This is a genomic window from Pseudooceanicola pacificus, from assembly GCF_009789075.1.
GTDB classification, from domain to species: Bacteria; Pseudomonadota; Alphaproteobacteria; order Rhodobacterales; family Rhodobacteraceae; genus Pseudooceanicola; species Pseudooceanicola pacificus.
Genome location: NZ_WNXQ01000002.1, coordinates 1 through 20,303 on the forward strand (window position 1 = coordinate 1; position 20,303 = coordinate 20,303).

At 68.1% G+C, this 20,303-nt stretch carries 20 protein-coding genes and 1 pseudogene; 10 read left to right on the forward strand and 11 right to left on the reverse strand.

Going from position 1 to position 20,303, the window contains the following annotated elements; genetic code table 11:
• A pseudogene (locus GLS40_RS03080) lies at positions 1-407 on the reverse strand (phosphatidylglycerol lysyltransferase domain-containing protein); the annotation flags it as partial.
• Positions 408-1,019: 612 nt separating this feature from the next.
• Entirely contained in the window at positions 1,020-1,334 is a 315-nt protein-coding gene (locus GLS40_RS03085; RefSeq protein ID WP_160381165.1) for a DUF1476 domain-containing protein, read from the reverse strand.
• Between the two features lie 245 nt (positions 1,335-1,579).
• On the opposite strand from GLS40_RS03085, the gene purC reads away from it, so the two are divergent.
• Positions 1,580-2,341: a phosphoribosylaminoimidazolesuccinocarboxamide synthase gene (gene purC / locus GLS40_RS03090; RefSeq protein ID WP_160381166.1), complete on the forward strand. Its 762-nt coding sequence runs from the start codon at positions 1,580-1,582 to the stop codon at positions 2,339-2,341.
• Positions 2,342-2,352: 11 nt separating this feature from the next.
• Complete coding sequence (gene purS, locus GLS40_RS03095) at positions 2,353-2,592, forward strand: phosphoribosylformylglycinamidine synthase subunit PurS (RefSeq protein WP_160381167.1); 240 nt, start codon at positions 2,353-2,355, stop codon at positions 2,590-2,592.
• 155 nt (positions 2,593-2,747) lie between these two features.
• On the opposite strand, the gene GLS40_RS03100 is transcribed toward purS, so the two are convergent.
• On the reverse strand, positions 2,748-3,626 hold the full coding sequence (locus GLS40_RS03100; protein ID WP_160381168.1) for a sterol desaturase family protein: 879 nt from the start codon (positions 3,624-3,626) through the stop codon (positions 2,748-2,750).
• A 546-nt stretch (positions 3,627-4,172) separates the two neighbouring features.
• On the opposite strand from GLS40_RS03100, the gene GLS40_RS03105 reads away from it, so the two are divergent.
• Entirely contained in the window at positions 4,173-6,977 is a 2,805-nt protein-coding gene (locus GLS40_RS03105; protein WP_160381169.1) for an Rne/Rng family ribonuclease, read from the forward strand.
• Positions 6,978-7,565: 588 nt separating this feature from the next.
• Here the strand turns inward: GLS40_RS03105 and GLS40_RS03110 are convergent.
• Positions 7,566-7,805: a sulfurtransferase TusA family protein gene (locus tag GLS40_RS03110; RefSeq protein ID WP_160381170.1), complete on the reverse strand. Its 240-nt coding sequence runs from the start codon at positions 7,803-7,805 to the stop codon at positions 7,566-7,568.
• A 117-nt stretch (positions 7,806-7,922) separates the two neighbouring features.
• On the opposite strand from GLS40_RS03110, the gene GLS40_RS03115 reads away from it, so the two are divergent.
• The 3 genes from GLS40_RS03115 (at position 7,923) to GLS40_RS03125 (ending at position 11,512) form a co-directional block, all read left to right on the forward strand.
• Positions 7,923-8,672 carry a cytochrome c biogenesis CcdA family protein gene (locus GLS40_RS03115; RefSeq protein ID WP_160381171.1) on the forward strand — a complete coding sequence of 250 codons (750 nt, stop codon included), beginning with the start codon at positions 7,923-7,925 and terminating at the stop codon, positions 8,670-8,672.
• Positions 8,673-8,736: 64 nt separating this feature from the next.
• Positions 8,737-9,963 (forward strand): hypothetical protein, encoded by a 1,227-nt coding sequence (locus tag GLS40_RS03120; RefSeq protein WP_160381172.1) that lies wholly within the window; start codon positions 8,737-8,739, stop codon positions 9,961-9,963.
• Between the two features lie 172 nt (positions 9,964-10,135).
• The gene (locus tag GLS40_RS03125) at positions 10,136-11,512 is read left to right on the forward strand and encodes a cytochrome P450 (RefSeq protein WP_160381173.1); all 1,377 of its coding nucleotides are present in this window, start codon (positions 10,136-10,138) and stop codon (positions 11,510-11,512) included.
• A gap of 199 nt (positions 11,513-11,711) precedes the next feature.
• Here the strand turns inward: GLS40_RS03125 and GLS40_RS03130 are convergent, their stop codons facing one another.
• The 4 genes from GLS40_RS03130 to hpt all read right to left on the reverse strand — a co-directional run bounded on the left by GLS40_RS03130 (position 11,712) and on the right by hpt (position 13,973).
• Positions 11,712-12,611, reverse strand: a complete 900-nt coding sequence (locus GLS40_RS03130; RefSeq protein WP_160381174.1) for a c-type cytochrome — start codon at positions 12,609-12,611, stop codon at positions 11,712-11,714.
• Between the two features lie 88 nt (positions 12,612-12,699).
• Positions 12,700-13,173: a c-type cytochrome gene (locus GLS40_RS03135; RefSeq protein ID WP_160381175.1), complete on the reverse strand. Its 474-nt coding sequence runs from the start codon at positions 13,171-13,173 to the stop codon at positions 12,700-12,702.
• A 70-nt stretch (positions 13,174-13,243) separates the two neighbouring features.
• On the reverse strand, positions 13,244-13,423 hold the full coding sequence (locus GLS40_RS03140; RefSeq protein WP_408003719.1) for a hypothetical protein: 180 nt from the start codon (positions 13,421-13,423) through the stop codon (positions 13,244-13,246).
• 10 nt (positions 13,424-13,433) lie between these two features.
• Positions 13,434-13,973, reverse strand: a complete 540-nt coding sequence (gene hpt / locus GLS40_RS03145) for a hypoxanthine phosphoribosyltransferase (protein ID WP_160381177.1) — start codon at positions 13,971-13,973, stop codon at positions 13,434-13,436.
• A gap of 70 nt (positions 13,974-14,043) precedes the next feature.
• On the opposite strand from hpt, the gene GLS40_RS03150 reads away from it, so the two are divergent.
• Entirely contained in the window at positions 14,044-14,499 is a 456-nt protein-coding gene (locus GLS40_RS03150) for a type II toxin-antitoxin system RatA family toxin (protein WP_160381178.1), read from the forward strand.
• Positions 14,500-14,502: 3 nt separating this feature from the next.
• Here the strand turns inward: GLS40_RS03150 and GLS40_RS03155 are convergent, their stop codons facing one another.
• The 3 genes from GLS40_RS03155 to ispF are packed head-to-tail and all read right to left on the reverse strand — an operon-like array spanning position 14,503 to position 16,618.
• Complete coding sequence (locus GLS40_RS03155) at positions 14,503-14,985, reverse strand: CinA family protein (protein ID WP_160381179.1); 483 nt, start codon at positions 14,983-14,985, stop codon at positions 14,503-14,505.
• On the reverse strand, positions 14,982-15,479 hold the full coding sequence (locus GLS40_RS03160) for a phosphatidylglycerophosphatase A family protein (RefSeq protein WP_160381180.1): 498 nt from the start codon (positions 15,477-15,479) through the stop codon (positions 14,982-14,984). The genes GLS40_RS03155 and GLS40_RS03160 overlap by 4 nt, the downstream gene beginning before the upstream one ends.
• Entirely contained in the window at positions 15,476-16,618 is a 1,143-nt protein-coding gene (ispF, locus tag GLS40_RS03165; RefSeq protein ID WP_160381181.1) for a 2-C-methyl-D-erythritol 2,4-cyclodiphosphate synthase, read from the reverse strand. Before ispF ends, GLS40_RS03160 begins: the two co-directional genes overlap by 4 nt.
• Before the next feature lie 183 nt (positions 16,619-16,801).
• Between ispF and dusB the strand changes: the two genes are divergently transcribed.
• Genes dusB through GLS40_RS03180 form a run of 3 tightly spaced genes read left to right on the forward strand, consistent with a single transcriptional unit; the run spans position 16,802 to position 20,240 of the window.
• Positions 16,802-17,791 (forward strand): tRNA dihydrouridine synthase DusB, encoded by a 990-nt coding sequence (dusB, locus tag GLS40_RS03170; RefSeq protein WP_160381182.1) that lies wholly within the window; start codon positions 16,802-16,804, stop codon positions 17,789-17,791.
• Positions 17,788-18,873, forward strand: coding sequence for a two-component system sensor histidine kinase NtrB (locus tag GLS40_RS03175; RefSeq protein WP_160381183.1), 1,086 nt, complete (start codon positions 17,788-17,790; stop codon positions 18,871-18,873). Before dusB ends, GLS40_RS03175 begins: the two co-directional genes overlap by 4 nt.
• A complete protein-coding gene (locus tag GLS40_RS03180) occupies positions 18,873-20,240 on the forward strand; it encodes a response regulator (RefSeq protein ID WP_160381184.1) in 1,368 nt (455 codons plus the stop codon). Before GLS40_RS03175 ends, GLS40_RS03180 begins: the two co-directional genes overlap by 1 nt.
• Positions 20,241-20,303: the final 63 nt, after the last annotated feature.

A 20,303-nucleotide genomic window follows, 5' to 3' on the forward strand; every position in this document is an offset into this window, starting at 1 on the left:
GAGGCGGTCACCGCAGCCGTCACCCGCGCGGCGCCCACGGCATCCAGCGCGGGCAGGATCCGCCAGCGCACCAGCGTGCCGGTCACCGGGCCAAGGCCCAGCACCTGGGACAGCGCCACCGCCGCCGCGCCCGCGCGCGAGGCCACGCCCGGGGCGAGGCCCGTACGCAGATGGCGGTGGATCACCGCGTCATAGCGCCCGACGGCCCAGAAGCTGAGCGCCGTCGCCCCGGCCGCCGCCAGCCACTGGCCCGGCGAGACGGCCCGCACCGCGGAGGCGATCTCGGCCATTTCCAGCCCGGCCAGCCGGTCGCGCAGCAGCCAGAGGCAGACCAGCCCCAGCACCACGGGCAGCGCAAATCTGAACGCGCGCCGCCCCGCGACGCGTGCCTTGGATGTCCTGAGCAATTCCGTTCCCTCCACTCACCGGGGGCAAGGGATAGGGCGCGGATCTTGCCCGGTCCTTAACGGATCAGATTGTCGGGACATTCGAGGGCGACGGGGACTGTCCGTCGGGGCCCCGGCCTGCGCCGGGGCGTGTCGGACCCGGCCCCCCGTGTGTCGTTCGACAGGAGGGAGCGGGCGGCGCGGGGTCCGGCGATTGTCGCCCCGAGGGCCGGTGCGCCGGTCGCGGTCCGGGTGAGAGGTACTTGGGGTGTCTCGCTGTGGCAGGATGGCCTTGCGCGACGTCCGAAATGCCCCTGTGCGTCGCTCGCGGTGCAGGAGGCTGTCGCCGGGGATACCCGCGCGTGCTGTGCCGGGTGTGCGTCCAATGGTTCGGAGTGCCGTTTCACGGCCTTCGGGGCGCCATTGCGATGTCTTCGGCCCCCCTTGGCGTTCGGTGTGCCCGTGCGTGATGCCCGGGGCGGCGCGGGGTGTCGTTTCAGGCGGATGAGCCGCTAGAAAGCGGCGAGGCACCTTGCGAAGGGGCGCAAATACCCCCTCCGCAGGGCGCCGGATACGGAAAGGGCCGCGCTGATCGGCGCGGCCCTCGGGACAGTCTCCGCCCGGATCGGCGGCTCAGTTCTCTTCCATCAGCTGCGTCTTGGCGAGGATGGCCATTTCCTCGATCTTGGCGCGGATGGTGTCGTCGTCGGCCTTGTCGCCCAGGTCGGCGGCGACCTTGCGGATCACGTCCTCATAGCCGGCTTCCTCGAAATCGGCCTTCACCACCTCGGCGGCATAGGCATCGGCATCGGCGCCGGATTTGCCCAGCAGGCCGGCGGCCCAGAGGCCAAGCAGCTTGTTGCGGCGGGCTTCGGCCTTGAACTTCATGGCCTCGTCATGGGCGTACTTGTTCTCGAACGCGTTTTCGCGGTCATCGAAGGTGGTCATGGTCGGCTCCCCTCTGGTCACTGGCCCCCGATATGACGTCGCGACCGCCTCCGCGCAAGTCTTGCCTGCGGGGGTGCGGCAAAGGGGGCGCGGCCCGGCTGCCGCCGCAAGGGGCAGCGCGGCCCCGTCCCCTGGCGCAATCGGATGGTGCGGCGGCCCCGCACACCGCTGGCGCTTGCGGCAGATACGGCATTGGCATAAGAGGACGCGAGAGGGGCCGCAGGTTCCACCGACCGGGAGATCTCATGGCACGGCGCAAGAAAATCTACGAAGGCAAGGCGAAGATCCTCTACGAGGGCCCGGAACCGGGTACGATCGTCCAGTACTTCAAGGATGACGCCACCGCGTTCAACGCCCAGAAGAAGGACGTGATCGAGGGCAAGGGCGTGCTGAACAACCGGTTGTCCGAATTCTTCATGACCGGGCTGAACAACATCGGCGTGCCGACCCATTTCATCAAGCGGCTCAACATGCGCGAACAGCTGGTGCGCGCCTGCGAGATCATCCCGCTTGAGGTGATCGTGCGCAACTATGCCGCCGGGTCGCTGTCCAAGCGCCTGGGGATCGAGGAGGGCACCGCCCTGCCGCGCCCCATCGTCGAATACTGCTACAAGGACGACAAGCTGGGCGACCCGATGGTCACCGAGGAACATATCGCCGCCTTTGGCTGGGCCAGCCAGCAGGACATGGACGATGTCCTGGCCCTGGCGCTGCGGGTGAACGATTTCCTGTCGGGCGTCATGATGGCCGTCGGCATCAAGCTGGTGGATTTCAAGATCGAGATCGGCCGCGTCTACGAGGGCGATTTCCAGCGCCTCGTGGTGGCCGACGAGATCAGCCCCGACAGCTGCCGCCTGTGGGACATGGAAACCGGCCAGCACCTGGACAAGGACGTGTTCCGCCGCGACCTGGGCAGCCTGACCGATGCCTATACCGAGGTCGCACGGCGCCTGGGCGTGATGCCCAAGAACGCCACCCAGATTACCAAGCCGACCCTGATCAACTGAAGGACCGCGCGATGAAGGCCCGTGTGAACGTCATGCTCAAGACCGGCGTACTGGACCCGCAGGGCGAGGCCGTGCGCCATGCGCTCGGCTCGCTGGGATTTGCCGGGGTCGAATCCGTGCGCCAGGGCAAGGTGATCGAGCTGGACCTGGCCGAGACCGACCGCGCCGCCGCCCAGGCCGCGGTGACCGAGATGTGCGAGAAGCTGCTCGCCAATACGGTGATCGAAAGCTATTCGGTCGAGCTGGTCTGAACGCCGTCCTGATGCGGGGCCTGCTCTGCTGTGACGGCCCGGCGCAGGGCTGACGGGCCTGTGCGGGTGTGTCGCCCGGGCATTGGCCGGTCCGCCGAAAGCTGCAATTCGTGACAAAACGGAAGGTCTGGCCGCCTGCAAAGGCGGCCGGTCCGCTATTCTGCAGGGGCGTTCCACTTGGCGGCGGCATCGGGGCGCGCGGCGATGCGGAGCGCCACCCGCCGGATGCGCCGGCGGATCATCCGGCCCCATTGCAGGACGGGATAGGCAAGGATCGCAACCGGGTTGATGTCGCTGATCCCGCTTTCCTTCAGCCCCATCGGGGCGTCGATGCTGTCGGGCCGCCGGTAGGTGGCGAAAAGCCAGTCCCACAGCGGCATCACATTGGCCAGGTTCTTGCCATAGGCCTCGGGCGTGTCGGCATGGTGCCAGCGGTGGAACCGGGGCGATGCGATCAGCAGGCGCAGGGGCCCGTGGTCGATATCCAGGTCCAGGTGCACATACATGTTCAGCAGGATCAGCAGCAGCATGATCACCGGGATCGTCTCGGGGATCTGCAGCCAGGTCAGCAGCAGGACGTAGCTGGCCGTCATCAGGATCGACTCGAAGGCATGCACCCGGAAGGCGGTGAAGGCGTTCACATGGGTGTCGGAGTGATGCGCCGCATGGGCGGGCCAGCCCCAGCGGGTGTGCATCAGCCGGTGGTTCCAGTAATCGCAGAAGTCGCGGGTCACGATGCCGACCAGAACGGTCACCGCCAGCGGCACGCCGTCCCAGGTTCCGGCGGGCAGGGTCCACAGGCCGATGGCGTCGAACTGGGCCTGCATCCAGACGCTGATCGCCTCGTAATACCGAAAGACGATCATGATGTTGAAGAAGTAGACCACCAGCGAGGCCACGCTATTGAGGATCGCATTGCGCCCCAGCTCTTCGCGCCGGCCCAGCACGAGGTAAAGACCCACGCTCGACAGCCCGCCCACCAGCACCAGGTGGCGGAAGACGAGGTCCACGGCCCAGTCGATCTGTTCCTGCATCCGTCGGTGTTCCCTGCATTGTCCTGTCTCTCTTGAACACGGGCGGTGCGGCACCAGTCGGACACCAAAGTGGCAGAATATGGCAATATCACCCCCTCAGGACGATGCCGGAGCGCCGCGCAGGGGCGATCCGAATTTCGCGATTGTGTTTACCTGCGGTATGCACCTATTGTGTTATGTACGGATCGGACCCCATGCCGGGGTCCGCCGGAGAGTTTCGCTGGCCACGCGGCGGGGGGATCCCTTGGGATCGGACCGATGCGAGGCCAGGCCGATCTGGCCCTCACGGGGGCCGAAGAAACGCCAGGCGCCGGGAAACCGGCCGTCAGGCACCTGAACGGGTAGCGCGCCCGACAAACGAGGCCGCTGCCGGAGAAGAAACGCGATGAGGCGCGCGAGCGGATCGACAGATAATGCGGGGGCCGGGATGGGCCCTTGTCGCTCTGCGCCACGTATCGCCCTTGACAGTCACGACAGCCAGCGCCCCCGTCCACCGGGCCTTCAACCGCCCGGACGGGATCGCCTTGCTGCGTGCAAACGGACAACATGGCAAAGAAAATGCTTATCGACGCCACCCACGCGGAGGAAACCCGCGTCGTGGTGGTGGACGGAAACAAGGTCGAGGAATTCGATTTTGAATCTGAAAACAAGCGCCAGCTAGCTGGCAACATATATCTGGCCAAGGTCACGCGGGTCGAACCCTCGCTGCAGGCGGCCTTTGTCGATTACGGCGGGAACCGGCACGGCTTCCTCGCCTTCTCGGAAATCCATCCGGATTACTACCAGATCCCCGTCGCCGACCGCGAGGCGTTGATGGAGGAAGAGCGCGCCTATGCCGAGGCACAGCGCGCCCGCGACGAGGAAGACGACAAGAAGAAGAGCCGCCGCTCGTCTTCGTCCCGCTCCCGCGCGGCCCGGGCCGACAGCGACGACGCCGTCGCCACCCAGGACCCCGCCGACGAGATCGAGGGGATGGAAACCATCGACTTCGACGATGGCGGCGACGAGGTGCCCGAGGGCAGCTCGCCCATGGAAACCGTGGCCGAGACCCCGGTCGAGGAGCCGCTGGACGACGACACCTCCGACGTGCAGGACGATGACGACGACGAGGAGGAGGCCAAGGCCCCCGACGCCGCCGCCAAGGACAGCGAGATCGAGAGCGTCGCCGAAGAGGACGACCACGAGGACATCCGCCCGGTCCGCAAGCCGCGCCCGCGCCGCTACAAGATCCAGGAAGTCATCAAGGTCCGCCAGATCCTGCTGGTGCAGGTCGTCAAGGAAGAACGCGGCAACAAGGGCGCCGCGCTGACCACCTATCTTTCGCTGGCCGGCCGGTACTGCGTGCTGATGCCGAACACCGCCCGGGGCGGCGGCATCTCGCGCAAGATCACCAATGCCGTCGACCGCAAGAAGCTCAAGGAAATCGCGAACGAGATCGAGGTGCCGCGAGGCGCCGGGCTGATCGTGCGGACCGCGGGCGCCAAGCGGACGAAATCCGAGATCAAGCGCGACTATGAATACCTGCAGCGCCTGTGGGAACAGATCCGCGAGCTGACGCTGAAATCCATCGCGCCGGCCAAGATCTACGAGGAAGGCGACCTGATCAAACGTTCGATCCGCGACCTCTACAACCGCGATATCGACGAGGTCCATGTCGAGGGCGAGCGCGGCTACCGCATCGCCAAGGACTTCATGAAGATGATCATGCCGTCCCACGCCAAGAACGTGAAACACTACCAGGACAGCATGCCGCTTTTTGCGCGCTACCAGGTGGAAACCTACCTGGGCGGGATGTTCAACCCGACGGTCCAGCTGAAATCCGGTGGCTACATCGTGATCGGCGTGACCGAGGCGCTGGTGGCGATCGACGTGAACTCGGGCCGGGCCACCAAGGAAGGCTCGATCGAGGAGACCGCCACCAAGACCAACCTGGAGGCCGCCGAGGAGGTGGCCCGCCAGCTGCGTCTGCGTGACCTCGCCGGGCTGATCGTGATCGACTTCATCGACATGGACGAGCGCAAGAACAACGCCGCCGTCGAGAAGAAGCTGAAAGACAAGCTCAAGACCGACCGCGCCCGCATCCAGGTCGGCCGCATCTCGGGCTTCGGCCTGCTGGAGATGTCGCGCCAGCGCCTGCGCCCCGGCATGATCGAGGCGACGACCCAGCCCTGCCACATCTGTCACGGCACCGGGCTGATCCGTTCCGACGACAACATGGCGCTGAACATCCTGCGCCAGATCGAGGAAGAGGGCACCCGCAAGCGGTCGCGCGAGGTTCTGGTGAAATGCCCGGTGGGCATCGCCAACTACCTGATGAACCAGAAGCGCGAGCATATCGCCCAGATCGAGGGCCGTTATGGCATGGCCGTGCGCATCGAGGGCGACCCGGTGCTGGTCAGCCCCGATTTCAGCCTTGAAAAGTTCAAGACCGCCACCCGCGTGGTCAAGGAAATCCAGATGGTGGTGTCGGTCGACACCTCGCTGATGGACGAGGTCGACGCCGAGGTCGAGGAGATCGAGGACGATCCCGTCGAAGAGACGACCACCCAGGCGGAGCCGTCCGGCGGGTCCGAAAACGGCGACGGCGGCGATACCCGGCCCAAGAAGAAGCGGCGGCGGCGGCGGCGGAAGAAGTCGTCCGGCGGCGCGCCGCAGGGCGAGGCCCGCGATGGCGACAGCGACAGCGATGGCGACGAGGGTGGCCAGTCCGACGATGCCGACGCGGCTGACACCGCCGGGGACGGCGCGGATGCTCCGGCCGAAACCGCCGGGGCCCCGGTGGCCGAAGCCGCGCCCGCGGCGGTCGAGTCCGCCGATGCCGTGACCGAGGCCGAGGCCCCCGAGGCCGCGGCCGAAGAGGCGCCCAAGCCCAAGCCCAAGCGCACCCGCTCGCGCAGCACCAAGTCCAAGGCGGCCAAAGAGGCCGAAGCGGCAGCCGCCGCCGAAGCCGCCGCTGCCGAAGCCGGCACCGACCCGGTCGCGCCCGAAGCGGTGGCCGAAGCCTCGGCCCCCGAGGCCGCGACCTCCGAGGCGCCGGCGGGCGAACCGGCCCCCGAACCTGCCGCCCCGGCGGCAGAGGCCGCACCCGAGGTGCTGCCCGAGCCGGAACCGGTGGTCGAAGCGGTCGAGGCTCCGGCCGAGCCCGCGCCTGCGCCCGAAGCCGCCGCGCCCGAGGAGATGGCCGAGGCCGACCCCGCCCCGGCAGAGACCCCGGCGGCAGAGGAAACGGCTGACGACAGCGCGACCACCGGCGAAGAAACCGCCGAGGCGCGTGTGCCGGAAACCGTGTCCGAAGACGGCACGGATGACGACAAGCCCAAGCGCCGCGGCTGGTGGTCGCTCGGCCGCTGAGGCCAGACGACAGGGCAGAAATCGGGCCGCGCGTCAGCCAGACGCGCGGCCCTTTTTTCGGTTTTGGGGTCTGCGTGATCTCCACAGGCCACCCTGTTCCGGCTGGCCGGACGGGGCAGCGGCCCCGAGGCGCCGGAGCAGGTCCGGCGCACCGGACGGGACACCAGGGTGTCGAGGCGGGCGGCCTGGCAAACCAGATGTCCGGCCGGACGATCAGGACAACAGCCGACGCCTTGGTCCCCGGCGCAAGGCAGCAAGTGTCAGGATGATCCGGTGAGGCCGGTCGGCTTGGCCGGACAGCTGCCAGAAGACGCCAGCCCACGCGCCAGACCCAAAACCAGCCAGGTCCGACGAGGCGCTTCACGTCCCGGACGTGCTCCGGGACCTCGCGCCGCCAGGCACACCCGCCCGGTCCAGCGAGGCGCTTCACGTCCCGGACCTGCTCCGGGACCTCGCGCCGCCAGGCACCCCCGTCCGGTCCAGCGCGGCGCCTCGCGTCCCGGACCTGCTCCGGGACCTCGCGCCGCCAAACGCCTCCGCCCGGTCCGGCCAGACGTTACGCGTCCCCGCTGCCAGGCACCTTCGCCCTCAGCCTTCGGGCCGTCCGGCCCCGCGCCTTACGGTGAATTCGGCGACCCCGTCGACCTCGCGCATGCCCAGGAACTCATGCCCCGCCTCGTGGCAGAAATGCGGGATGTCGATCACCGCCACCGGGTCGTCCGCCCGGATCCGCAGGATATCGCCTGGGGCGAGCGCCATCAGCCGTTTGCGCAACCGCAGCACGGGCAGGGGGCAGATCAGCCCGACGGCATCGACGATATCTTCCATGCCCGCCTGCCTAATCCGGCCCCCGGGCCAAGTCCAGCCACGGGCTGAAACACCCGGCCACGCGCTTGTGACATCGCGCCGCGTGACGCACACCGGCCCATGCGCTAAGCGGGTGGCATGTTCGGCATCGACATCATCGACGCGGCCCTGCTGCCCGCCATGCTCGTCGCCCTCGCTGCGGGGGTGGTGTCCTTTCTCAGCCCCTGCGTGCTGCCCATCGTGCCGCCCTACCTGGCCTATATGTCCGGTGTCTCGATGGGCGAGCTGGGGCAGGGCGGACAGCGCCGCCGGGCCCTGCTGCCCGCGCTCTTCTTCGTCATGGGGCTTTCGACCGTCTTCCTGCTGCTCGGCTTCGCCGCCTCGGCGGTGGGGACGCTCTTTCTGCAGTACCAGTCGTGGTTCAACACCGTCGCCGGCATCCTGGTGATGATCTTCGGGGCGCATTTCGTCGGCGTCTACCGCATCGGCTTCCTCGACCGCGAGGCGCGGCTGGATGCGGGCGACAGGGGCGGCTCGGCCTTCGGGGCCTATGTGCTGGGCCTCGCCTTCGCCTTTGGCTGGACGCCCTGCATCGGCCCGCAGCTTGGCGCGATCCTGTCGCTCGCCGCGTCAGAGGCCGATGTGTCGCGGGGCACCCTGCTGCTGGCCGTCTATGCGGCGGGCCTTGGCATCCCCTTCCTGCTGGTCGCGGCCTTCCTGCCGCGCCTGACTGGCGTCATGGGCTGGATGAAGCGCCACATGGAACAGATCGAGCGGGTGATGGGCCTGCTGCTCTGGACCATCGGCCTGCTGATGCTGACCGGGGGCTTCTCGGCCTTCTCCTACTGGCTGCTTGAGACATTTCCGGGGCTTGCGCTGATCGGTTGATGCCTCAATATTGCCCGGAACCCCTTGTAGGGTCGGGCAAAAGAGGCATCGAGCATCAAAGCCCATGACGACACCAGTGACCCGCCGCCGGGTGTTCTACATCCCCGGCTACGACCCGATCCATCCGCGCCGCTACCGCGAGCTCTACCGCAAGGAGGGCGCCGCGCAGGCCGGGATCTCGGGCTATGAGCTGTCGCTGCGCCCCAAGACGACCAAGGGCCCCTATGGCTGGCACGTGACCGCCACGATGGAGGGCGCGACCGCCGACGCGGATGTCGAGGTGCTGGTCTGGTCCGATATCGTGCGCGACAGCATGAGCAATTCGATCCCCGCCACCTACCTGCAACTTGTCCGCACCGCCTGGGCCTATATCGGCACCGGCGCGCTCTGGCGGCTGATGCGGCTGCGCAAGGGGCCGGTGATCGCCGCGCTTTACCCCGTGGGGTTCCTGCTGCTGCAGCTGGTGCTGGGTCTGGCCGCGGGCCGGATCGCGGGCGGGGCGCTGAACTGGGCGCTTGGGGTGCTTGGCGCCGGGCTGCTGGCGCCCTGGGCCGGGATCGCGGCGGGGCTGGCGGTGCTGGTCGCCGTGCTGCGCTGGTTCCGCAAGAAGGACGGCAAGTTCTTCGCCTATTACCTGATGCACGACTATTCCTTCTCGGCCCGCTCCCTTGGCGCCAATCCGCCGGCGCTGGAGGCGCGGATGGCCGAATTTGGCGAGGCCATCGCCGCCGCACTGGCCGAGGATGTCGACGAGGTTCTGGTTGTCGGCCATTCCTCGGGCGCGCATCTGGCCGTGTCGATCCTGGCCGACCTGATCCGCGCCCGCCGGGTGCCCGCCGACGGCCCGGCGCTGTCCTTCCTGTCGCTGGGGCAGGTGGTGCCGATGGTCTCCTTCCTGCCCAGGGCCGACCGCCTGCGCACCGATCTGCGCTACCTGTGCCAGCGCGGCGAGCTGACCTGGATCGACGTCACCGCGCCGGGCGACGGCTGTGCCTTCGCGCTCTGCGATCCGGTGGCGGTCTCGGGCGTGGCGCCCGAGGGCAAGCGCTGGCCGCTGGTGGTTTCGGCGGCCTTCACGCAGACCCTGTCGCCCGAAACCTGGAAGGCGCTGCGCTGGCGCTTCTTCCGGCTGCATTTCCAGTATCTCTGCGCCTTCGACCGGGTGGGGGATTACGACTACTTCCGCATCACCGCCGGGCCGTTGACCCTGGGTGCGCGCTACGAAGGCCGTGTGCCGTCGAAAAGCCGGATCGAGGCGGCGGTGTCGAAATACACCAGCGTCACCGCATGACCCCTATGCTGCCTGCCACCCGGGGTGCCGGCCTGACCGATCCTGCCCTCGCGCCCCGCGCGGCAGAATGGGCTGACGGCCGGGGCCAGCCCGGGCGCATCGACCGGACCGCCGCGGTGCCGCATCCCCGCCCGGCCGGGCAGGGGCGCCGCCCGCCCCCGCGGGCCGCCCGATGACCCGTCCGCCGAAACCCCCCGCGCGGCCCGACCGCGTGTCGCTGCGCCGGTATGTCCAGCTCTTCCGGGCCGATATCCTGTCGGCCCAGCCCGCCAAGCTCTACCGCGCCTGGATGGCCGAGTTCCGCACGCCCTTCTTCCGCTCCTACCTCGTCAACCAGCCCGAGCTGGTGAAGACCGTGCTCAAGGACCGCCCCGAGGATTTCCCGAAATCCGACCGGGTGAGCGAGGGGCTGCGCCCCCTGCTTGGGCAGTCGGTCTTTGTCACCAATGGCGAGACCTGGAAGCGCCAGCGCCGCATCATCGACCCGGCCTTCGAGGGCGGGCGGCTCAAGGATACCTTTCCGGCGATGCTGGCCGCCGCCCGCGCCTGCACCGGGCGGCTGGCCGGGCGCACCGGCGCCGATGTCGAAATCGAGGAGGAAACCAGCCACGCCGCCGCCGACGTGATCTTTCGCACGCTCTTTTCGATCCCGATCGAGCACGAGATCGCCGCCGCCGTCTTTCGCGAATTCCGCACCTATCAGCGCACCCAGCCGGTGGTGAACCTGGCCGCCTTTGTCCCGCTGCCGCGCTGGTTCCCGCGCTTCTTCCGGCGCGAGACGCGGCAGGCCGCGCGCACCATTCGCGGCCTGATCACCCGGCTATGCGCCGAACGGGCCGAACAGATCGCGGCCGGCACCGCGCCCGACGATCTGGCCACCAAGATCATGACGACCCGCGATCCCGAAACGGGGGAACTGTTCTCGACCTCCGAGATGGTGGATCAGGTGGCGATCTTCTTCCTGGCCGGGCATGAAACCTCGGCCTCGGCCCTGGCCTGGACGCTCTACCTCATGGCGCTCTACCCCGACTGGCAGGAGAAGGTGGCCGAGGAGGCCCGCGCGCTGGACGATGACGACAGCTTTTCGGCCGTCTCGCGCCTGCGCGTCAGCCGCGACGTGTTCCGCGAGGCGCTGCGCCTGTACCCGCCGGTCCCGATGATGGTTCGCGAGGCCGCATGCCCGGTGCAGTTCCGCGACCGCGAGGTGGCGAAGGGCAGCCAGGTCGTCCTGTCGCCCTGGCACCTGCACCGCCACGAACGGCTGTGGGAGCGGCCCGACGATTTCGACCCGGCCCGCTTTGGCACCGAGAATGGCCGCGCCTGCCTGCGTGACGCCTATATCCCGTTCTCGGCCGGGCCGCGCGTCTGCACCGGGGCGGGCTTCGCGATGGTCGAGGGGGTGCTGATCCTGGCGTCGATCCTGCGCCGGTTCCGCGTCAGCCCCGTACCGGGGCGCGAGCCGGTGCCGGTGGCGCATCTGACGGTCCGCTCGAAGGACGGGATCTGGCTGCGGCTAGAGGCGCGGGACGCTCCGGCAGAGCCGGACTGACCCCGGCGGCAGGGCTTCGGTGGCCGCAGGCCGGGGCATTCTGACAGGGGCCCGGGCCGCGATGTGGCCGGGTGGCCGGGATTCCGACACATCGTCCAGTGGCGAGACAGCGGCGCCCGTCCAGTGGATCCGCCCGCGCCGGTCAAACGATCCCTAAGGTTCCGCAACGGCCCGAGCCGGTGACCCCGGCGCAATGGCTCTACTGGATGGCGGGCACGATCTTCAGATAGGACGCGATGGCGGCGCGGTCCTCGTCGCTCAGATGGGCGGTGTTCTTGACCACATCGGCCATCTCGCCGCCCGCCACGTCGAATTCCGGGGTGAAGCCGCTCTTGAGGTATTCCGCGATATCGCCCTCTGACCAGCTGAGCCCGCCGGGGGTGATGTTGGGAATACTGCCCTGGCCCGAGGGGTTCGGCCCGCCCGCCAGCCAGCGCGACCGCTCGGCCCCGCCAAGCGCGTTGCGCGGCGTGTGGCATTCGGCGCAATGGCCAAGCGCCTCGACCAGGTAGCGCCCGCGCAGCTGCTGCGCGTCCAGATCGCCCGTGACCGCCCAGTCGTCGGTGAAGAACAAAAGCTTCCACCCGCCCAGCGATGCCCGGACCGAAAAGGGAAAGCCCACGTCATGCGGAACCGAGGGCGTGGGATCGGCTGGCAGCGTCGCCATGAAGGCATGCAGATCCGCGATGTCCTGCGGCGTGGCATGTACGTAAGAGGTGTAGGGAAAGACCGGGTAGTAATGCGCGCCCTGCGGCGAGACACCGGCCTGCATCGCATTGCCCAGGTCGGCCACGCTCCAGTCGCCGATACCCGCCTTGGGGTCGGACGAGATGTTGGGGGCGTGGAAGGTGCCGAACTGCGTCTTGAAGGGCATGCCGCCCACCAGGACCAGCCGCGCCTCGCCCTCGGCCCCCGGTGCGGCGTGACACGCGGCGCAGCCGCCCGCCCAGAACACCGTTTCGCCCTGTACGGGATCGCCTGTCAGCCCCTCGTAGGTGCCCGCGGCCATCGGCGCCGGGCGGGTGATCATCCAGAAGGCGCCGCCGCCCAGGACGGCCAGCACGACCGCGATGAAAACGATCCTGAGGAACATGTACATGGGCGGTCTCCGCGTTGCTGCTGGCGCGACTCATAGCACGGGGCGCCGTTTCGGGCGCCCCGCAAATCCGTTTTCCGGCCGGGACCGGTCAATCCGCGGCGCGATAGGCCTTGTGGCAGGCACCGCAGGCGCCGCCGAGGGGGCCCATTGCGCCCTGAAGCGAGGCGAGGTCGGTGCCGGCCACGGCAGCCATGTCCGCTGAGGCTGTCTGCAGCGCGGCAGCGCTCTTGGTGATTCCCTCCATGTCCTCCCAGATCGCGGGCAGGGCGCGGGTGCCCTCGACCGAGGCATTGTCCGATCCCTCGGGCCAGAGCGCCATCTGGTTGGTGCCGCTGATCGCGACCAGGTTGTCGGCGGCGGCCTGCGCGGCGGCGGCGTTGTATTCCATGTCGCCCTTGGCCATGGCCCCCAGCTGCCCGAGGTTGAAGGCATAGAGCTGCATGGTGGCCTTGCGGGCCTTGATCGCGGCTCCCACGGCCGGATCCGCGTGGCTGGCACCGATGGCGGCCCCTGCAATTCCCAGTGCAGCAAGCGCCGCGGCGGCGAGTGTCAGCTTTTTCATCCCTGTTGGTCTCCATCAAATTGGCTGTTCGTAGCGCAACGGTAGCAGGAAAAATTGTTGCGGTTGCTGACTAATTCGTGAATCCGGGCAGGCGCGGGCCGCGCGGGTTCACCTTCATCCAGTCGGGCGTTCCGAAAAAGTGTTCCAGCGTGACGATCAGCAGGCAGATCGCGACCACCGCCAGCACCAGTTTCACACGTCCGGGCGAGGGCGGATTGCGCGCCCAGCGGGACATTCGGACCAGCCACATGCCCCACATCTCAGGTGAACCTCACCTTGCCGATATAGGGCAGGTTGCGGTTGCGCTGCGCGTAGTCGATGCCGTAGCCGACCACAAATTCGTCCGGGATTTCAAAGCCGATCCAGTCGGCCTTGAAATCCACCTCGCGCCGCGAGGGCTTGTCCAGCAGGGCGATGGTGCGCAGCTTCTTGGGGCGGCGGGCGCTCAGCATGTGGATCACGTGGCTGAGCGTGTAGCCGGTATCGACGATATCCTCGACCACCAGCACGTTGCGGCCCGCGATCTCGCCCCGCAGGTCCTTGAGGATGCGCACCTCGCGGCTGGATTCGGTCGAGTCGCCGTAGGACGAGGCCTCCAGGAAATCGACCTCGACATTCATGTCCTGCAACTCGCGCGCGATATCGGCGATGAAGACGAAGGAGCCGCGCAGCAGGCCCACGACAACCAGCTTTTCATCGGCCGGAAACTCGGCGCGGATTTCGCGGCACAGCTGTTCGATCCGCGCGGCAATGGACTTGGCCGAGATCATCTGGTCGATGACATATGGACGCTCTGACATGATCTTCCCTTGATCTTCCCGGCCCAGTCTACGACATCGGCGGGGTGAACTGAACGGCCCAGAGAGCGACATGCCGACCCATTCCGAGACGCGGATTCTGCCCTATACGGCACAGCAGATGTACGACCTTGTGGCGGATGTGGCGCGCTATCCGCAATTCCTGCCCTGGTGTGCCGCCGCCCGAATCCGCACGCGCACCCCCTTCGACGGGCCCGAGGGCGCGGGCGAGGTGATGGAGGCGGATCTGGTGATCTCGTTCAAGGTCTTTCGCGAGCGGTTCGGCTCTCGCGTCACGCTCTGGCCCGGGCGGCGGCGGATCGACACCGAATATATCGACGGGCCGTTCAAATACATGAAATCCTACTGGCAGTTCGCCGAGGCCGACGGCGGCTGCGAGGTCCAGTTCTTTGTCGATTTCGAATTCCGCAACGCAGTGCTGCAGGGCATCATCGGCGTGGTCTTCAACGAGGCGATGCAGCGCATCGTGCGCGCCTTTGAACGGCGCGCCGCCGATCTTTATGGCTGAGCCTCAGGGCGCGGGCGCCTGCAGCAGCATCCGCAGCGCGTGATCGCGGGACGCCTCGCGCACCGCGGCGCGGCCCCGGGCGCCAAATTCGATGGTCTCGGCAATCGTGTCCCGTCCGGTCTGGGCCAGGGCAAAGCAGACCCGCCCCTCGGGCTTGTGTTCCGACCCGCCCGGCCCGGCGATGCCGGTGATCCCCACCGCCAGCGTGGCCCCGGCGCGCGCCAGCGCCCCCTCGGCCATTTCGCGGGCGACCTCCTCGCTGACCGCGCCGTGGGCCTGCAGCGTCTCCGCCGACACGCCCAGCAGGTCGCGTTTCATCCCGTTGGAATAGGTGCAGATCCCGCCCAGAACCGCCTTTGACGATCCGGCGATATCGGTCAGCGCGGCGCTGACCATGCCGCCCGTGCAGCTTTCGGCGGTGACCACCCGGTGGCCGTGGGCGAGGCAGACGTCGAGCACCTGTTGCGCAAGCGAAGGCTGGGTCATGACATGAACACTCCATGCACGATGGCGGCCGAGATGGCGACCACGACGGCCGCGGCCACCCCGGCGAGGATATCGTCGAGCATCACGCCCAGCGGATCGTCGCGCCGGTCGGCCCAGCCGATGGGCCCGGGCTTGAGGATGTCGAAGGCGCGGAAGGCCAGGAAGGCGACGACCCAGCCGGGCCAGAGCGCCAGGACACCCACATCCGCATGCGCCGCCCCGATGGAGACCGGCAGCAGGGCCACCCATTGGCCCGCGACCTCGTCGATCACGATTTCCGACGGGTCGTGATTGTCGGACCCGGCGGTTTCGATCCGCGTGGCCCAGACCCCGGCGACAAAGGTCACGAGGATGCCCAGCATCAGCAGATAGGGGCCGCCGATCCAGTGCAGCACCAGCGCCACGGGCAGGGCCGCCAGCGACCCCCAGGTCCCCGAGGCCGGCCGCATGTACCCCACGCCGCCAAATGTCGCGACGATCTCAGTGACTTTCATGCCTTCACCAGCGTCGCGGTGGCCAGCGCCGCGATCCCTTCTTCTCGTCCGGTGAAGCCCAGCCTCTCGGACGTGGTTGCCTTGATCGAGACGCGCGTCCCGTCGATCCCGCAGATGCGGGCGATTTCCTGTGCCATCCGGATGGCATGCGGCCCGATCTTGGGCCGCTCGCAGACCAGGGTGCAGTCGACATTGCCGATGGCAAAGCCGCGCGCGCGCGCCAGACCGGCCGCATGGGCCAGGAAGATTTCGCTCGCCGCGCCCTTCCATTGCGGGTCGGTCGGCGGGAAATGCCGCCCGATGTCGCCCTCGGCCATCGCGCCGTAGAGCGCATCGGTGATCGCATGCATCCCCACATCGGCATCGGAATGGCCCACCAGCCCGTGCCCGTGATCGACCCGCACACCGCAGAGGATCACGTGATCCCCGGGGCCGAAGGCATGCACGTCATAGCCGTTGCCCAGGCGGATGTCGGGCAGGGGCAGCTGGTCCATCGTCCCTCGCAGGATGCGCTCGGCGCGGGCGAAATCGCCGGGGCCGGTGATCTTGATGTTGTCGGCCTCGCCCTCCACCACGGTGACGGCCAGGCCCGCCGCACGGGCGACCTCCACATCGTCGGCGGCTCCGCCCGGATGGGCGGCATGGGCGGCGCGGATGGCGGCAAAGCGGAACCCCTGCGGCGTCTGCGCGGCCAGCAGGCCGGTGCGGTCCTGGGTGCCGGTCACCGCGCCCCGGTCCCCGTGCCAGAGCGCATCGCTGACCGGCAGGCCCGGGGCCGCGGCCTCGGCGCTCTCCAGCGCGGCGGTGACCCGTGCGATCAGCGCGGGCGTCACGCAGGGGCGGGCGATGTCGTGGATCAGCACCGCGTCGGGCGGATCGCCCGCCAGCGCCTCCAGCCCCGCCCGGACGGAGGCATCGCGCGTGGCCCCGCCGGTGGCGCGCAGCACATGGGCGGGCAGGGGCACCGCGCCGTCATCGGGATGCAGGACCACCACGATGGGCGCTGTCCCGGCGGCGTCGAAGGCCGAAATCGTCCAGTCGGCCACGCGGCGCCCGGCGAGGGGGCGCCATTGCTTGGGCAGCCCGCCCCCGGCGCGTGTGCCGCGCCCGGCTGCGACGATGATTGCGGCTGTCTTCATGGTCCCCTCGTGGTACGTCCCGGTCATAGGACCTTGGCCGGGCAAGCGCAATCGCGGGGTGATTGCGGGAATGTGCCCAACTAATAGGCATCTGCCTGTTTGCGAACAGGTTGCGACGCCCCGATTCATTGTCCATATGCATGCTTTCGGCTAGCCAAAGAGCACTGCACAAGGATTGGGCACATGCTGCTGACCCTGGGCACTATCGCCCTCTCGCCTCCGGTTCTGCTGGCCCCGATGGCCGGAATCACCGATCTGCCTTTCCGCGATCTGGTGACAGGTTTCGGCGCGGGCCTCGTGGTGAGCGAGATGGTGGCCTGCCGCGAGATGCTGACCGGGCGTCCCGGAACCCGCGAAAAGGCCGAGCTGGGCCTGGGCCGCGCCCGCACCTCGGTGCAGCTGGCCGGCCGCGATCCCGAGTGGATGGCCGAGGGCGCGCGCCAGATCGCAGGTCAGGGCGCGCAGATCATCGACATCAACATGGGCTGCCCCGCCAAGAAGGTGACGGGCGGGCTGTCCGGGTCGGCGCTGATGCGCGACCCCGATCACGCGCTGCGGATCGTCGAGGCGGTGACCGGCGCGGTCAGCGTGCCGGTGACGCTCAAGATGCGGCTCGGCTGGGATGGCGACTGCCTGACCGCGCCCGAGATTGCCGCCCGGGCCGAGGCGGCCGGCATCCGGATGATCGTGGTGCACGGGCGCACGCGCTGCCAGTTCTACAAGGGCCGGGCCGACTGGGCCGCCATCGCGGCGGTCAAGCAGGCGGTGTCGATCCCGGTCATCGCCAATGGCGACATCACCGATGCCGCCTCGGCGCGCGAGGCGTTGCGCCTGTCGGGCGCCGATGGCGTGATGATCGGGCGCGGCGCGCAGGGGCGGCCCTGGCTGCCGGCGCAGATCGCGCATGACCTTTACGGCGCCCCGCCGCCCGACGTGCCTGTGGGAGAGGCGCTTTCCAACATGATATCAAATCATTACGACGCGATCCTCGCCTTCTACGGGGTGTCCTTGGGCCTGCGTGTGGCGCGCAAGCACCTGGGCTGGTACATGGATGCCGCCCGGGTGACGCCCGATCTGCGGCAGCGCATCCTGCGCAGTTTCGACCCGAAAGAGGTCCACCGGCTGATCGCCCGCGGCTTTGCCTCCGCTCCGGTCGAGATGGCGGCGGCATGACGATGGAGGACAACGCGATCTGGGCCTCGCTTCCGGTTCCCGCCCTGCTGCTGGACCCCGAGGACAGGATCGAAGAGATCAATCCGGCGGCCGAGGGGTTCCTGAACACCTCCTCCCGCTCGATCCGCGGCCAGCAGGTCTGGGAGCGGGTGATGATCAACTCGCCGCTGGAACTGGCCTTCAACCGGGCGCGGGACACGGCCTCGCCGCTGTTTGTCAACGATGTCGACGTGGGCACGGGCGAACGCGCGCCGCTGCACTGCAACCTGCAGATCGCGCCGGTGCAGGACCGCCCGGGCTATATGCTGTTCCTGATTTCCCCGCGGGAACTGGCGGGGCGGATGACGCAGGACCATTCGGTCAAGAGCGCCGCGAAATCCGCCATCGGCATGGCCGAGATGCTGGCGCATGAGATCAAGAACCCGCTGGCCGGCATCACCGGCGCCGCGCAGCTGCTGTCGATGAGCCTGTCGGCCGAAGACCGCGAGCTGACCGACCTGATCGTGGGCGAGACGCGCCGTATCGTGAAGCTGCTGGAGCAGGTCGAACAGTTCGGCAATCTGACCCTGCCGGACATGAGACCGGTGAACATCCACGACGTCCTGGACCGCGCCCGCCGGTCGGCCCTGCTGGGCTTTGGCGCACATATGAAGATCATCGAGGATTACGACCCCTCGCTGCCGCATGCGATGGCGGATGCCGACCAGCTGCTGCAGGTAGTTCTGAACTTGTTGAAGAACGCCGCACAAGCTGCTGGAAAAGAAGGCGGAACCATCCGTCTGCGATCCTATTTCGAACACTCGTTCCGGCTGCGCCGGGCGGATGGCGGCGGAAAGTCGCTGCCGCTGCAGATCGAGGTGATTGATGACGGCCCGGGCCTGCCGCAGGATATCGCAGAGGATATATTCGACCCCTTCGTGTCGGGCCGCGAGAACGGGACGGGGCTGGGGCTGGCCCTGGTCAGCAAGATCATCTCGGACCACGAGGGCTGGATTTCGGTCACCTCGGTGCCGGGGCGGACGGTGTTCCGCATTTCACTGCCGATGGCACCTCGAGCCAGGAAGAAAAAGGAGACTCTCTGATGGATGGCACCGTCCTCGTCGCGGATGACGACCGCACGATCCGCACCGTGCTCACGCAGGCGCTGACGCGGGCCGGCTGCAAGGTGCATGCCACCTCGTCGCTGACCACCCTGATGAGGTGGGTCGGCGAGGGGAAGGGCGACGTGGTCATCTCGGATGTCATGATGCCTGACGGCAACGGCCTGGAAATGCTGCCGAAAATCGCGACCGACCGGCCCGGATTGCCGGTCATCGTGATCTCGGCCCAGAACACGATCATGACGGCGATCCAGGCGGCCGAGGCCGAGGCCTACGACTACCTGCCCAAGCCCTTCGACCTGCCGGACCTGATGAAACGCACCGCCCGCGCGCTGGAGCAGAAGCGGCGTATGCCCTCGGGCCCCAAGGTCGAAGAGGTCGAACGCCCCGACGAGCTGCCGCTGGTCGGCCGCACCGCAGGGATGCAGGCGCTCTATCGCCTTGTCGCGCGGGTGATGAACACCGACCTGGCGGTGATGATCTCGGGCGAGAGCGGAACCGGCAAGTCGCTGATCGCCAAGGCGATCCACGATTTCAGCGACCGGCGCAACCTGCCGTTTGTCACCGCCTCGTCCTCGGATCTGCAGGATCTCGAAGGCCCGGCGCGGGTCCTGGCGCGGGCCAAGGGCGGCACCGTATTGTTCGATGAAATCAGTGACATAGACATCGAAGTTCAGGCGCGCATCGTGCGCATGATGGACGGGCCCACCGACTCGCTGCCGCGGTTCATGGCGACCTGCCAGACCGACCCGAACCGCGCGATGGAAGAGGGCAAGGTGCGCCAGGACCTCTACTACCGGCTCTGCGGCGCGACGATCCAGGTGCCCGCCCTTCGCGAGCGGGTCGACGACATCCCGCTGCTGGTCGAGCATTTCCTGCAGCGCGCCGAGCGTGAGGGCGCCCCGCGCCGCCACGTGGTGGACGACGCGATCGAGATGATGCGCGCCTATTCCTGGCCGGGCAACGTGCGCCAGCTGGAAAACGCCATCCGCCGGCTGGTGCTGACCGCGCGTACCGACGAGATCACCCGCCCCGAGGTCGAAGCCGTGCTGGGCAACCAGCCCGAGACCGAGCCGGTGCTGGGCGGCGGCGATACCGAGAAGCTTTCGGCCTCGGTCTCGCGCCATCTGCGGCGGTATTTCGACCTGCATGGCAACATGCTGCCGCCCCCGGGCCTCTATGCGCGCATCCTCAAGGAAATGGAGATGCCGCTGATCGAGATCGCGCTGGATGCCACGGGCGGGAATCAGGCGAAATGCGCGGATCTGCTCGGCATAAACCGGAATACTTTGCGCAAGAAGATCACCGACCTTGATATTCGCGTGACACGCCGACGCAAATTGATGTAAAACCGCAACATAACCGTGGCCATTGGGAGTCCTCTCCCGCAACGAGCCACAATATATGGCGGT

Coding starts and splice junctions, on each gene's coding strand:
- GLS40_RS03085 (WP_160381165.1), bottom strand. CDS start 1,334: ATGACCACCTTCGATGACCGCGAAAACGCGTTCGAGAACAAGTACGCC.
- purC (WP_160381166.1), top strand. CDS start 1,580: ATGGCACGGCGCAAGAAAATCTACGAAGGCAAGGCGAAGATCCTCTAC.
- purS (WP_160381167.1), top strand. CDS start 2,353: ATGAAGGCCCGTGTGAACGTCATGCTCAAGACCGGCGTACTGGACCCG.
- GLS40_RS03100 (WP_160381168.1), bottom strand. CDS start 3,626: ATGCAGGAACAGATCGACTGGGCCGTGGACCTCGTCTTCCGCCACCTG.
- GLS40_RS03105 (WP_160381169.1), top strand. CDS start 4,173: ATGGCAAAGAAAATGCTTATCGACGCCACCCACGCGGAGGAAACCCGC.
- GLS40_RS03110 (WP_160381170.1), bottom strand. CDS start 7,805: ATGGAAGATATCGTCGATGCCGTCGGGCTGATCTGCCCCCTGCCCGTG.
- GLS40_RS03115 (WP_160381171.1), top strand. CDS start 7,923: ATGTTCGGCATCGACATCATCGACGCGGCCCTGCTGCCCGCCATGCTC.
- GLS40_RS03120 (WP_160381172.1), top strand. CDS start 8,737: ATGACGACACCAGTGACCCGCCGCCGGGTGTTCTACATCCCCGGCTAC.
- GLS40_RS03125 (WP_160381173.1), top strand. CDS start 10,136: ATGACCCGTCCGCCGAAACCCCCCGCGCGGCCCGACCGCGTGTCGCTG.
- GLS40_RS03130 (WP_160381174.1), bottom strand. CDS start 12,611: ATGTACATGTTCCTCAGGATCGTTTTCATCGCGGTCGTGCTGGCCGTC.
- GLS40_RS03135 (WP_160381175.1), bottom strand. CDS start 13,173: ATGAAAAAGCTGACACTCGCCGCCGCGGCGCTTGCTGCACTGGGAATT.
- GLS40_RS03140 (WP_408003719.1), bottom strand. CDS start 13,423: ATGTGGCTGGTCCGAATGTCCCGCTGGGCGCGCAATCCGCCCTCGCCC.
- hpt (WP_160381177.1), bottom strand. CDS start 13,973: ATGTCAGAGCGTCCATATGTCATCGACCAGATGATCTCGGCCAAGTCC.
- GLS40_RS03150 (WP_160381178.1), top strand. CDS start 14,044: ATGCCGACCCATTCCGAGACGCGGATTCTGCCCTATACGGCACAGCAG.
- GLS40_RS03155 (WP_160381179.1), bottom strand. CDS start 14,985: ATGACCCAGCCTTCGCTTGCGCAACAGGTGCTCGACGTCTGCCTCGCC.
- GLS40_RS03160 (WP_160381180.1), bottom strand. CDS start 15,479: ATGAAAGTCACTGAGATCGTCGCGACATTTGGCGGCGTGGGGTACATG.
- ispF (WP_160381181.1), bottom strand. CDS start 16,618: ATGAAGACAGCCGCAATCATCGTCGCAGCCGGGCGCGGCACACGCGCC.
- dusB (WP_160381182.1), top strand. CDS start 16,802: ATGCTGCTGACCCTGGGCACTATCGCCCTCTCGCCTCCGGTTCTGCTG.
- GLS40_RS03175 (WP_160381183.1), top strand. CDS start 17,788: ATGACGATGGAGGACAACGCGATCTGGGCCTCGCTTCCGGTTCCCGCC.
- GLS40_RS03180 (WP_160381184.1), top strand. CDS start 18,873: ATGGATGGCACCGTCCTCGTCGCGGATGACGACCGCACGATCCGCACC.